We start from the raw sequence: 12,491 nt of genomic DNA, 5'->3' as shown, positions 1-12,491 counted from the left end.
CCCCCGACCCGTCGGCTCCCGCCCCCATCCAGCCCGTACGCCCCGCGAAGCCGGTGGCCCCCCGCCCGGTCGTGCGCCCCGTGGAGGCACCCGACGAGGTGGCGGGCGCGCCCTGCCCCTCCTGTGGCACCCCCAACCCGCCCGACCGCCGGTTCTGCCGACGTTGCGCGACCGCGCTGAACCCCGCCGCGAAGCCCGAGCCGCTGCCGTGGTGGCGGACGGTGTGGCCGTTCCGCCGTCGGGTGCGGGCGAGTTCGGGCAGGGCGGTGCGGCTCCTGGTGATCCTGGCCGTGGTGGTGGCGCTGTGCGCGGGCGCTCTCCTGCTGCTCCCCGCCGGACGCGCCCTGTTCGAGGACACCCGGGACAAGCTGGGCAAGGCCAAGCCCATCACTCCGGTGGGCATCGAGGCGAGCGCCGCATCGCCCCGGCATCCGGCGAAGAACACCGCGGACGGGCTGAGCAACAGCTACTGGGGCGTACCCGCGGAGGGCGCCTCGGTGACGTACACCTTCCGTAAGCCGTTCCGCCTGGTCGATCTGATCATCACCAACGGCCCGTCCAAGGACCCGGAGGACTACACCGGCGAGGCACGCGCACTCCGGATCGACCTGGAGGTGACGACGCAGGACGGCGAGCAGCGGCACAAGGAGCTGACCCTCAGCGACAAGCCGGGCCCGCAGACGATCCACACCGCTCTCAGCGACGTGAAGACGGTACGCCTGGTCCTGCGCGAGCCCGTGGGACTGACCTCGGGACGTCAACTGGCGCTGGCGGAGGTGGAGTTCTTCCAGCGCGGCTGACCCAGGACCGGCCGCGACCGGTCCTAGGACGACCGGTCCTACGACGGCTGACCCGGCTGACCCGGCGGGTCCTCCGATCCGCCCGCGGGCCGGCGGGTGCGGCTCCGGCGGTCGTACGCCGCCTGGGCCGCCGCCCGCAGCCGCACGTAGAAGGGGTTGTCCTGGCTGGTCTGCCACATGTGCAGGTAGATCAGCATCTGGTTGAGCACGGTGTCGTACTCGACCAGGGTGCCCGAGGCGTTTCCGGCCGCCTTGCCCCAGCCGACCAGGCGCTCCTTCTGCGCGGCGGTGATCTTGCCCGCCTTCTCGAAGGAGCTCGCGTACTGCTCCAGCTTCTGCGGCTGGGCGCCGTAGACCAGCTTCTCCTCCAGCATGCTCTGCTGGAAGTCGTCGAACTCGGCGTTCCCGGCCAGGGCCGCCTTCAGATCGGCGAGCGTCTGCTTGCGCTCCGCCGCCAGCGCCGCGACCTCCTGGTCGGTCGCCCCGGACTGCACCAGCTCCATCACCGGGCTGCTGCCGAACGCCTGATGGGCCGCGACATGGGTCAGCTCATGGGCGATGTGCCCCAGCAGGAAGGAGGTGCCGCCCCTGGCCTGGGTGTCCACGTTGAACGTGAACGCCGGGTCGCCCTCGGCGGCGGCCGGGTCGAGCTTCATGCCGCCCATGCCACCGCGCGGGTACTGCATCACGGTCACCAGCGGCACCACGGCCATCAGCTCCCCGATGACGGACCGCGTCTCCTCGGGCAGCGTCCCGTCCTCGCGTAGCGCCCCCAGCTTCTGGACGAAGTCACCCATCATCGTGTGGAACCTGTCCGCGGGGATGGCCTGGGCCGCCTTCTGGGCCTCACCGGCGGGCATGCGGAGGTCGAGGTCCGGGTTCTTCCCCTCGTCCATCACCTGGTCGATCTCGGTCAGCAGGTCCCGGAAGACCGCCTCGGGATCCAACTGCCCCTGCGCCGCCTGGGCCTGCTCGCCGAGCCGCTGCGTGCCCCCGACCCGCGAGCCTGCGTCGCCCTTGTGAGCGACGTAGACGCCGCACGCCCTGACGATGTCCTTGAGGGCGAGCAGCCGGGCCCCCTGTCTGGCGTCCGGCAGCGCGTAGAACGCCTTGAGCGCCCTGTCCACCTTGGTGATCTCGGAGCGGCCGCGCAGTGCGGTGCCCCCCGTGCCCTGCTTGAACTCGTCCTCGGTCATCATCCGGGACACCGTGACCATCTGAGTGACGACCGCGTTGCCGGCGGTGCCCTGAAAGGCCCCGGGGGTGCGCGGGCCGCGGCTGCTCCGCGCAGGCGTCACATGCGGCGTGCCGTGTGTCGGCCCGGGGACTTCATGGGTACGCATGGGCCCACGCTACAGTGCCGGGACCGAGGCCCCAGGGACGGAAGGGCACGGCGGGGGCAACACACCTTGCCCCACCCGCGAGTGCACCATGACCTAGGCCGGTTCCGGCCGCCGCGCCGGTACGGATCCCGGTTCCCAGAGTCTGGTGACTCGTACGTATCCGTAGACCACCGAGACCATCGCCAGAATGAGAAGTGGTCCGACGATCCGTGGATGTGAGTCCGTCTGGTCGCCGTCGCAGCCCTCAGCCGGCGCTCACGCAGGACGCTCGACCGGGAGAAACCCGGTCGACCGTCTGCGGACAGGCTCAGCGGTTCGCGGCCGGTTCCACCGCGTCCTTCTCCGGCTCGGCGATCCCCTTCGGGCTCATCACCCGCGCCAGGCGGTTCTCCTTGCTGTCTGTGGACGCGGAGATGAGCATCTCGGTGACGAGAGAGTGGCCTTCGCGGGCCGTCAGCAACAGCCGGGTCACCAAGACGGCCTTGACCGTGTAGGTGAGCTCGGTGGAGTCGTAGCCCATCTCCATACAAGGACATGCCTCCGCCGCTTCCAGAACAGAGCGGGGGAAGTCCCTCGTGGTCGGAGGGCCGGTCCCGAGTCAGGAGGTAGGAACCACGCTGTTCGTTGCGGAAGCCAGCGACCTTGTCTTCCTTGCTGTCCCGGTCCAACACCGTGACCAACGGCTCACGGGACGCCGGCGACACGTGAGAAATCACCGACTCCGCTCCTTCGAGAACCGGCTCCGCCGCCCAACCGGCGTCTTCCAGGCGCTCCCGCCCAGCCGAAGAGCCTGCCTCCCCGCCGCAGGCTTCTCTCCTGGATGGGTGCTGGCAGGAACGTGCAAGAAGATCGTTGCCTGCGGCCTGGGCCTTCTTCGTCCGCTTCGCCTAGTTGGCTTGGCATCCACTGCGTGCCCGCCCTGGGGCGCACGGACACTGTGACAGCCAAGGTGCGCGTCGACCGGAAGGTTCGGATCGTCTCCGAGCCGGGGTTCTGTAGTTTCGGAGTCGGACACCGACCCTTGCGTGTGACGTGCCGTCCTCCCTGGAGGCCCGCGTGTCATCCGTCACGATCTGATCGCGGAGCAGCCATGGCGGGGCCTCATGTTCTGGTTCCGGGGCCTTCTCGGGCACCCGTGGGGGAGCGTGTCTGGTACGCGTCCTACGGGTCCAACATGCACCTTGCCCGCCTGCACTACTACATCGTGGGCGGGCGGCCGCCCGGGGCCGCGCGGGCGTATCCGGGGTGCCGGGACACGAGCGGGCCCTTGCGGTCCGTGCCCGTTGTGCTGCCCGGGGCCGTGTACTTCGCCACCGAGTCGCCGGTCTGGACGGGGGGTCGTGGGTTCTACGATCCGTCGGCGGAAGGGCTCGCCTGGGCGCGGGCGCATCTCATCACGGTCCAGCAGTTCTCCGACATCGCGGCACAGGAGATGTACCGGGAACCCGGTGCGGACCTCGACCTCAACGAAGCCGTGCGTCTCGGTCGTTCGCGTCTCGGTGCGGGGCGTTACGAGACCCTGGTGTGCCCGGGCACGCTCGACGGGATTCCGGTGCTCACGTTCACGGCGCCGTGGCGGGTGCACGATGTGGCGCTGCGGCGGCCCTCCGCTCCGTATGTGCAGCACCTCGCCGCGGGGCTCGCCGAGTCCGGGGCGTGGAGTGCCGGTGACATCGCCGCGTACCTGGCCACCTGCCCGGGTGCCGCCGGGCACTGGACCGCCGGCGACATCGCAGCGCTCGTCGACCCGGACTGACGACCGTTCAGCGGCGCAGCGTTGCCGTGAAGCTCCTGCCGTACGCCTGATGCGTCGTGATCTCGATGTGGGTGCCGCCGGGGACGGGGCGGACGCGGACCCCCTCGTCCGCCGACACCGGGCGAAGCGTGCGGCCGTGGAGCGTCAGGGTGATCGTCCGGCGCCGCGTCGTCGGGTCGGAGACCGCCAGCGCCGTCGTGCCGTCCGGGGTTCTGCGCAGGAGTACCGAGGCCGGGCCGTCGATCGTCAGGCGTTCCACGCAGTGCGTGCCCGGGGTGAAGGTGTTCGCCGCGAGGAGGCCCAGGTGTGCGTGCCTGACCGCCTGGGCGCGGGGTGTGTTGGTCAGGACCGTCACCGGGCCCCGTGCGTAGGAGGCGAGGCGGCGGGCGGTGGCGTGCGGGACGAGGGCGTAGGCCGTCGCCGTGGGCGGGGCGCCGGGGGCCTGGTCGATCGAGAGGCTGAAGACCTGCTTGGTCACCTGGGTGTCCGGGTTGGACTGGCGGACGACGCGGCGGCTGCGTGTGACGGTGTCCAGCAAGGCGGTGGGAGGCGGGCCCGCGAGGAAGACGTAGCCGATCGCCGTGTTCCTGGTGGTGTCGGCGTAGCGCAGCCAGGCCAGCGGCGCCGTGCCGGGGCCCGACCAGGGGCTGCCGTCGCGCAGGGCGCCGGTGAGGGCGACCGTGTCCGACGGCGCGGCGATCCGGGTGTCGAGCGTGGTCGTCACGGCCCGGCCCGCCGGGTCGCTCACGCCCGCAGCGAGCACCACGATCTCGTCGTCGAGGAGGAACCACGACTTCGTGGCTCGGGCGCTGCGGTAGGCCACGAAGTCGTCGGGGAGCGTGCCGGCCTGTTTCGCGGTGTACGGGACGTCGTCGGTCAGCACCAGGCCGGCCGTGCCGTAGGCACCGAGGCGGGCGCCGCCGGAGAAGGCGTTGGTGGCGCGGGGGAAGTACACGTAGGTGTTCTGCGACTCGGACGACGAGGTGAAGCCGCGCGACGGGTTGTCGTACCAGAGGCCGCCGTAGAGCTCGGGGACGGTGCCGCGCGCCTCCACGGGGGCGGTGACGCCGGCGAGGCGGTAGGGCGAGACAGTGGTGTAGTGGTCGACGCCGTACGCTTCGGTCTGGTCCTCGCCGGAGAGGTAGAGGTAGTGGGCTCCGTCGCCGTGGAACCAGGGCATCAGGTTCTCGCCGCTCATGTACTCGTATTTGCTGATGCGTTCGGAGCTGCGCGCGAGGGCGAAAGCGTAGCCGGGGCGGCGGTGGACGGTCCTGTCCATCGCGTTGAAGGCGACGTGGTGTGCGGCGGGGGTGAGGTCCTTCGCGGGGACCGGCGAGGCGAGGATGTCCGCGTAGCGGGCGATGCTGACCGGGGAGACGAACGCCGTCGGATTCAAGGGGGACTTCGCGCTGTCGCGTACGAACTTGACGTACGCCATGAGGGAGTCGGCGTCGGTCACGTACGAGGAGAGATCGACGACGGCCTCGACGACCGCGGCGACGTCCGCGTAGCCCGTCGTGGTCCGGGAGACCCCGCGGCCCTTCACGATCTCCATCATCCAGCCCTCGAAGATCACCGGAGCGAAGCCGTCGGTGACCCAGCGCCGGACGCTTCCGGTGAGATCGTGGCCGGGTGCGTGGGCCGTGCCGTCGAGGATCTTGACGGTCTGGACGACGCGGGTGAGCAGGCCCTTGCCGTACGAGCCCGTGTAGGCGACAAAGGCGTGCTGGATGAAGGATCCGTCCGCGTAGAACCCGTCGGTGACACCGTGCCGCAGGTCGTACGGGTCGATCGTCGCGAACACGGTCAGCTGGTCGGCCACGGCCTTGCGGATGCGGGCGTCGTCGCCGAGGACGGCGCCCTGCAGGATCCGGTTGGTCGTGATGTCGGCCAGGTTGGCGCCGGTGTGGAAGCGGGAGTCGAGGTCGACGTCGCCGTCCTTGCCGTTGCGCAGATAGGCGTCCATCGAGGCGACGCAGGTCGGGGGGACGTCGGGGCGGTGGACGGCCAGTTCGTCCCTGAGCAGGACGAGGATCCTGCTCAGGTGGGTGGAGATGCCGATCTCCCAGTTGAACCAGTTGCCGTAGTAACCCTTCGACTGGTCGCCGTAGTACGTGTCGTGGAGGCGGGCGAGCGCGTCGACGACGCGGCGTTCGACCGTCCCGTTCCCGCGCAGGTCGGAGGCGGCGGGGCCGGGGGTGCGGGTGGCGAGGGCGATCTCGTACAGGTACTGGAACGACCGGGTGAGGTTCGCGTCGTTCGCCCCGAGCGGGACGCCCTTGAAGAGCTCGCCCGGTCCGGCGTCGTCCATCGCGGTGAGCCGGGCGCGGGCGTTCGACTCGATGGCCGCGAGCTTGGGCCCGACCTCCGGCCGGGCGTTGGATGCGGCGGTCCCGGCGAACACGGCGACGGTGTTGCGGAGCAGGGCGGCGTGGTCGGATGCGGCGGCGGCCTTCGTGGGGGCGGTGAGGGGCGCGGCCGACGCAGGGGGCCGCCCCGCGGCCGGTACGGCCACCGCGGGCAACAGGGACAACAGGGTGCGACGCGAGAGATGCACCTGGGCTCCAGGGTCTGACGGGCAGCCGGGAAAGCGCTTGCCGCGCATACAAGCAACGGCGGCCACCCCTGTCAACGGGCGGGGCGGCTCCCTGTCCAGGGCGAGTGGCACCCATCCAGGGCGAGTGACCCGCAGTCCAGGGCGAGGAAGTGACCCCCTGCGCAGGGCAAGGGCGACTCCCTGTCCACGGTAGCCGTGACGGTGCGGCCGGGCCTGCGGCCGCGGGGCCCGCCGGCCGCGCCACGGTGGGCGCGCGGACGCGTTTGGGCCTGGGTGAGGGCTGGTTCGGTCGGGCGCTTGGCAGGGACGTGGCGGGCGGCGCACGCTGGAACCATGGCCGGGAACCCGCCGATCGTCGTGCACCGGATCTCCCCCTCGGGCGGCCGGCGCGTCACCGTGCGCGGTCGGATCATGGGGCTCGCCCATTCCGACGAGGACGTCCTGGAACTGATCCGCCGGTCGGGAGAGGCGGGGGCAGTGGGGCTGGAGGACCCGACGTGGGTGGAATGGACAGGGGGCAGGCCGCACCAGTACGAGCCGCTGGAACTGCTGCCGTGAACAGGAGCGGGGGAACGGCCCGCGGGATTCCACAGCGTCGTGCGCGACCCCGGCACCGGCGTCGAGCGGGACCCGGAGCGGCAGGCCGCGCAGTGTGTCGAGGCCGGGGAGACCGCGGCGGCGCAGTGTGTCGAGGCCGGGGAGACCGCGGCCGCGCAGGGGCGCGGGCTGATCGTCGTGTGCGGGGAACGGCTGGAGTCGCGGGCCGTGCCCTCGGCATGGCAGGACGATCGCGGCGGGTCTTCGCCGCCCGGGAGCTGCGCTTCGTCGTGGCTCCGATGCGGACCGCGGGGAATCCGCCCGCTGCCGCAGCCCATCGCAGAAGTCCGGGGGCCGGCGGGGTGCTGAACGGACGAGAGCCCCGGTACCCGAAGTGACCGGGGCTCTCTCTGTCCGCGAATCCGGCCGCGGCGGCGACACTCCCCCGAGTGTGGCTTCCCCACGCCGAGCACCAGCGGGCCGGATCCGATGAACTGATCCAAACAGGCCACTCCAACAGATCGCTAACATGGGCCCAGCGCTCACGGACGGGTGGCTACGGGGGAGGAAGACGATGCGGTTCCGCCTGCTCGGCGCGCCGGCCGTGCACGACGCCGCGGGCGATCCGCAGCACCTCGGCAGTGCCAAGCTCCGCACACTGCTCGCCACCTTGCTGCTGCGCCCGAACAAGGTTGTGCCTGTCGACGAGTTGAAGGCCGCGCTGTGGGGCGACGAACCGCCCGCGTCCGCCCACGCGTCCCTGCACAACCATGTGACCCGACTGCGCCGCATTCTCGCCGAGGAGGGCCGCCTGCGGGCCGTGGCGCCCGGATATGTGCTGAGGGTCGCGCCCGGCGAGCTGGACACCGAGGTGTTCGAGGAGCGGGTGCGCACGGCACGCGCCGCGTGCGGCCGCGGCGACTGGGCCGCGGTGGTGGCCGCCGCGCGGGACGGACTCGCGCTGTGGCGGGGCAGCCCGCTGGCCGGGGTGTACGGCCCCGACGAGGCCGAACCCGCGCTGGCGCAGCGGCTGCGGGAGTCGCGGCTGCTGCTGCTGGAGTGGCGCTACGACGCCGAGCTGGCTCTCGGCCGGCACGACGCGCTGGGGCCCGAACTGGCGGCACTGGTCGCCGAGTACCCGCTGCGCGAGGCGTTCCACCGGCAGCTGATGCTGGCGCTGCACCGCACGGGCCGGCAGGCCGAGGCGCTCGACGTCTACCGCTCGCTGCGCCGCACGCTCGTGGAGGAGCTGGGTGTGGACCCCGGGCCCGCGGTGCGGGAGGCGCACGAGGAGGTGCTGCGCGGCCCGATCACGAAGCAGCAGCCCCCACCGCCCCAGGTGCCTCAGCGGCGCCCGCCGGCGCAACTGCCTCCGCGCCCGGTGTACTTCACCGGGCGCGAGGAGACCGTCGCCCGTCTGCGCACCGCGCTGACCGCGGGCGGTGCCGTCGCCGTCGTCTCCGGAATGGCCGGAGTCGGCAAGTCCGCGCTCGCCGCTCATGTCGCGCACACGCTCAGCGGGGAGTTCCCCGACGGACAGCTGTACCTCAATCTGCACGGTGCCACCCCCGGCATGACCGCGCTGGAGGCACCCAAGGCCGTCGCCGCGCTGCTTCGAGACCTGGGCGTCGACCCGCGTCAGGTGCCGGACGCGCTCGACGCGGCGACCGCGCTGCTGCGCTCGGTGCTCGCCCCCACTCGCACGCTCCTCGTGCTCGACGACGCCGCGTCCGCCGCGCAGGTGCGGCCGCTGCTGCCCGCGGGGGCGGGCTGCGCGGTCGTGATCACCAGCCGTTCCCCGCTGACCGCGCTGGACGGCGCCGAGCGTTTCCCCCTCGCGCCGCTGAGCGCGAGCGACAGCGAGCAGCTGGTGCGGGCGGTCTCGGGGCGCGGCCCGGACGAGCGGCTGGAGCGGCTGGTCGAGCTGTGCGGGCGGCTGCCGCTGGCGCTGCGGGTCGTCGGCGCCCGGCTCGCCGCCCGCAGCGCGCTCACCCCGGATGTGCTCGCCGGCCTGCTGGATGCGGAGACCGGGCGGCTCGACCATCTCGACTACGACGATCTGAGCGTGCGCGGCTCGCTCGCCGTGGCCCATGACGGCCTCGACCCGGACGCCGCGCTCGCGCTGCGCCGGATGGGCGCGGTGGATCTGCCGGAGTACGGCGTCGCGGCCGTGGCCCGGCTGATGGAGAGCGACGAGCCGCGGGCGGCGGTGGCCCTGGACCGGCTGGTCGAGGTGGCGCTGGTGCAGGAAGTGTCGTACGGCCGGTTCGTGCCGCACGACCTCGTGCGGGACTACGCCCGTGAGCTGGCCGAACGGGAGGGCGGCAGGGAGGCCGCGGTCGAGCGCGTGCTGCGCTGGTACGGCGAGCGGGCGCGGCAGGCTGCGCTGACGCTGTCCCCGGTGGGCTCCGACACCGAGCTGCGGCTGCCCGAGCCGATCGGTGAGGCGGAACCTTTCCCCTGTGGTGACACGGCGCTGGCCTGGTGCGACGCCGAAGTGGTGAACGCGGTGGCGCTGACCGAGCGTTACGCGTTCGCCTCCCGGGCCGTGCCCCTCCTCGTCCGCGCGTGGTCGATCCTGCTGCGGCACCGCGGCCGGCTCCAGGAGCTCGCCGTCGTGGGCCGTATCGCTCTCGACGCGGCCCGCGCCCACGGCGACGCCGAGTCGGAGGCGAACGCACTGAGCGATCTGGCCGGTCTGCATTTCCTCAGCGGCCGGCCGGACCGGGCCCTGCCGCTCAACGAGGAGGCGCTCACCGCCTGGCGCGCGCTCGGCAACGAGCGCCGTATGCAGCGCAGCCTCAGCAACCATGGGCTGCTGCTGGAGGCACTGGGGCGGTACGAAGAGGCGGCCGAGGTCCTGCGGGAGAGCCTGGAACTCGTCCACCGCTTCGACGACGCGTACTCCGAGGGAGTCGTCCTCATCGCGCTCGGCAACCTCTACGAGCACACCGACGCCCGCGCCGCCATCGGCTACCACGAGCGAGCCCTGGGGATCGGGATGCGGCTCGGCGGCGACGTACTCGTCCAGACCTCCCACTGCAACATCGGCTATGCGCATCTCACGCTCGGCGAACCGGCCGATGCGCTGCGCCACTTCGAGGAGTGCCTGCGCATCCTCGGCGACGACGGGCCCTGGCACGGCCAGTCGCAGGGCCGGCTGGGACTCGTCCGGGCCCTGCGGGGGCTCGGGCGCGACGAGGCGGCGGCGGTGGAGTGCGCGCGGCTGCTGGAGAGCGCCGATGCGCGGGGCGACGCCCAGATGGTGGGCCTGGCCCGGCATCAGCGGGGGCTGTTGCTGCGGTCGGCGGGGCGCGTCGGGGAGGCGCGGGAACAGTGGCGGGCCGCCGTGCGGACGCTGGAGGCGTTCGACGGCGCGCACGAGAAGACACTCGCCGAACTGCGCGCACTGCTGCGTCCGACCGTCCCGGAGTCCGGCGGGACGTCTCCGGCGCCCGTACCCCGGCCGCTCGTCCCGGAGTCCGATGGGACGTCTCCGGCGCCTGTACCCCGTCCGCCTGTTCCGCAGCCCGACCACCGCTTCGCCGACGGGGCCTGAAACATCTCCGGCGTGCCGTCGCATCAAGGAGGTGAAGACGTCACCTAGGGGGAGTGGGAACGGACATGAGAGCGTCCCGAGCGGAGGAGTACAGAGAGTTCGCGACGAACCGCGCCGCGCACCTCTACCGCTCCGCCTGCCTGCTGACCAGCGGCGACAGCCATCTCGCCGAGGACCTCGTGCAGGAGACGCTCGGCCGGATGTACCTGCTGTGGGGACGTGTCTCCCGCATCGACAATCCGGCGGCCTACGCACAGACCGTGCTCGTGCGCTGCTTCCTCACATACAAGCGCCGCCGCTCCGCGACCGAGCGCCCCGTCGGTGAACTGCCGGACGCCGTGCGTCCGTCCGGTGACGACCCCGAGCTGCGGCTCGCCCTTCTCGGCGCCCTCGGGCAGCTGTCGCCCAAGGACCGCGCGGTGGTGGTCCTGCGGTACTGGGAGGACCGCAGCATTGAGGAGACCGCGGACGCCATGAACGTCAGCTCGGCAGCCGTGCGCACCAGAGCGGTGCGCGCGCTCGCCAGGCTCCGTGAGCACCTGGGCGGCAGCCTCGTGGATCTCGCCGCCCGCTGAGCACCCAGCGCGCCCCTCGTGCGGCGCGCCGTCACAGACCTTCTTCGTACCCGTCGAGCAGAGAGTGTGGTTCCCCATGCCTTTCGAGGACGAACTCGGCGATGCGCTGCATCGCACCGGCGCCGTTATCCGGCCCGCCGACCGGCCCGCCCTGGTGGAGGGCGGACTGAACCGCGGCCGCCGCAAGGTGGCCCTGCGCCGCGCCGCGGTGACCGGCGGGGCGCTGGCGCTGGTCGTGGTGGGCCTGGCCGGCACGTATGCGACCGGTGTGCTCGGTGAGCGTGGCGGCGGCGGGAAGGGATCGGTCGCCTCCGCGGGGGAGGTCCCCCACCTGGCGGTCGAGAAGACCGACGGCGCGGTCACGGCCGAAGAGATGATCGACGCGCTCAAGGCGCTACTGCCGAAGGGCGACGTCGTCCACGAGGGCGGCCGCGGCAGCAGCAAGGTCGAGCAGTCGATGCCGTATGCCGTGGTCGTCTTCGACGACGGCAAGGGCGAGGCGCAGATCTCGCTCGGCCTGAACACCGTCGAGCCGGACGGTGACATGGCGGACGACTACGTCACCTGCCCCTCCGAGGCGCTCGTCGACCACGACTCCTGCACGGCCGAGACCCTCGCGGACGGTTCCCGGTTCATGCTGATCAAGGGTTTCGTGTACGGCAGGGGGGAGGGCGCGAAGCAGTGGCGGGCGAGCATGGTCACCCCCCAGGGCGTCCTGGTCGACGCCAGTGAGTACGACTCCCCGGTCGAGAAGGGCGGCGAGATCACCCGGTCTGCGCCGCCGCTCACCGCCGAGCAGATGAAGTCCCTGGTCACGGATGCCTCCTGGCAGCCGCTGATGGAGGAGTTCCGCGCCGAGGCGCGCAATCCTCCGGCGGCGGACGCCCGGCCCGGAGAGCCGTCCGGCGAGGACGTCACCAGGACGCTCACCCAGCTGCTGCCCAAGGGCCTGGAGGTCACGGACGAGGGCGGTGACGCGGGGTACGGCTTCGTCGTCGTCGACGACGGCAAGGGCAGGAGCTTCGTCCAGATCAATGTGCAGCCGGGCATGAGCGATCTGTCCTCGCACTTCGCCGATGCGTCCGAGCTGCCGGACGGCACGCGGGTGCTGGAGAGCCAGGAATCCGATCCGGACGCCAAGGGCGGCGCGGGGACCGTCGGCTGGACCGTCGATACGCTGCGGCCGGACGGGTTCCGGGTCGTGATCATGGCGTTCAACGCGCCCGGCCAGGGCAAGGACGCGAGCCGCGAGCGGCCCGCGCTGACGATGGAGCAGCTGAGGGCCGTCGCACTCGACAAGAAGTGGCTCACCCTGGGGTGACCTCATCGGGGGCGGGGTCCGGCCCGGTCACAGGGCATATGAC

At 72.1% G+C, this 12,491-nt stretch carries 9 protein-coding genes; 6 read left to right on the top strand and 3 right to left on the bottom strand.

Annotation, left to right across the window (positions count from 1 at the left end; genetic code table 11):
• Positions 1–800 (top strand): zinc ribbon domain-containing protein (locus J7E88_RS28285; protein WP_251023317.1); only part of this gene is annotated, 800 nt, incomplete at its 5' end.
• A 38-nt stretch (positions 801–838) separates the two neighbouring features.
• Here the strand turns inward: J7E88_RS28285 and J7E88_RS28280 are convergent.
• Together J7E88_RS28280 and J7E88_RS28275 are read right to left on the bottom strand one after the other, a co-directional pair.
• Complete coding sequence (locus tag J7E88_RS28280; protein ID WP_215186033.1) at positions 839–2,143, bottom strand: hypothetical protein; 1,305 nt, start codon at positions 2,141–2,143, stop codon at positions 839–841.
• 307 nt (positions 2,144–2,450) lie between these two features.
• Entirely contained in the window at positions 2,451–2,669 is a 219-nt protein-coding gene (locus J7E88_RS28275) for a hypothetical protein (RefSeq protein ID WP_215186031.1), read from the bottom strand.
• A gap of 564 nt (positions 2,670–3,233) precedes the next feature.
• On the opposite strand from J7E88_RS28275, the gene J7E88_RS28270 reads away from it, so the two are divergent.
• Positions 3,234–3,899, top strand: coding sequence for a histone deacetylase (locus J7E88_RS28270; RefSeq protein ID WP_215186029.1), 666 nt, complete (start codon positions 3,234–3,236; stop codon positions 3,897–3,899).
• 7 nt (positions 3,900–3,906) lie between these two features.
• Here the strand turns inward: J7E88_RS28270 and J7E88_RS28265 are convergent, their stop codons facing one another.
• Positions 3,907–6,456, bottom strand: coding sequence for a polysaccharide lyase family 8 super-sandwich domain-containing protein (locus tag J7E88_RS28265; protein WP_308307639.1), 2,550 nt, complete (start codon positions 6,454–6,456; stop codon positions 3,907–3,909).
• A gap of 333 nt (positions 6,457–6,789) precedes the next feature.
• Here J7E88_RS28265 and J7E88_RS28260 point away from each other — a divergent pair, with 333 nt between their 5' ends.
• The 4 genes from J7E88_RS28260 to J7E88_RS28245 all read left to right on the top strand — a co-directional run bounded on the left by J7E88_RS28260 (position 6,790) and on the right by J7E88_RS28245 (position 12,448).
• A complete protein-coding gene (locus tag J7E88_RS28260) occupies positions 6,790–7,014 on the top strand; it encodes a hypothetical protein (RefSeq protein ID WP_215186025.1) in 225 nt (74 codons plus the stop codon).
• Positions 7,015–7,567: 553 nt separating this feature from the next.
• Complete coding sequence (locus tag J7E88_RS28255) at positions 7,568–10,552, top strand: BTAD domain-containing putative transcriptional regulator (RefSeq protein ID WP_215186023.1); 2,985 nt, start codon at positions 7,568–7,570, stop codon at positions 10,550–10,552.
• A gap of 65 nt (positions 10,553–10,617) precedes the next feature.
• Complete coding sequence (locus J7E88_RS28250) at positions 10,618–11,127, top strand: SigE family RNA polymerase sigma factor (protein ID WP_215186021.1); 510 nt, start codon at positions 10,618–10,620, stop codon at positions 11,125–11,127.
• 76 nt (positions 11,128–11,203) lie between these two features.
• Positions 11,204–12,448, top strand: coding sequence for a hypothetical protein (locus J7E88_RS28245; RefSeq protein ID WP_251023316.1), 1,245 nt, complete (start codon positions 11,204–11,206; stop codon positions 12,446–12,448).
• Positions 12,449–12,491 lie beyond the last annotated feature (43 nt).

It is taken from the genome of Streptomyces sp. ISL-10 (assembly GCF_018614575.1).
In the GTDB taxonomy this organism is placed as follows: domain Bacteria; phylum Actinomycetota; class Actinomycetes; order Streptomycetales; family Streptomycetaceae; genus Streptomyces.
Note: the sequence above shows the minus strand (reverse complement) of the source record. Positions and strands in the feature narration are given on the sequence as shown.

Excerpts from the sequence above, each read along its gene's own strand:
- J7E88_RS28275 (WP_215186031.1), bottom strand. The coding sequence starts at position 2,669 with ATGGAGATGGGCTACGACTCCACCGAGCTCACCTACACGGTCAAGGCC.
- J7E88_RS28245 (WP_251023316.1), top strand. The coding sequence starts at position 11,204 with ATGCCTTTCGAGGACGAACTCGGCGATGCGCTGCATCGCACCGGCGCC.
- J7E88_RS28270 (WP_215186029.1), top strand. The coding sequence starts at position 3,234 with ATGGCGGGGCCTCATGTTCTGGTTCCGGGGCCTTCTCGGGCACCCGTG.
- J7E88_RS28255 (WP_215186023.1), top strand. The coding sequence starts at position 7,568 with ATGCGGTTCCGCCTGCTCGGCGCGCCGGCCGTGCACGACGCCGCGGGC.
- J7E88_RS28250 (WP_215186021.1), top strand. The coding sequence starts at position 10,618 with ATGAGAGCGTCCCGAGCGGAGGAGTACAGAGAGTTCGCGACGAACCGC.
- J7E88_RS28260 (WP_215186025.1), top strand. The coding sequence starts at position 6,790 with ATGGCCGGGAACCCGCCGATCGTCGTGCACCGGATCTCCCCCTCGGGC.
- J7E88_RS28280 (WP_215186033.1), bottom strand. The coding sequence starts at position 2,143 with ATGCGTACCCATGAAGTCCCCGGGCCGACACACGGCACGCCGCATGTG.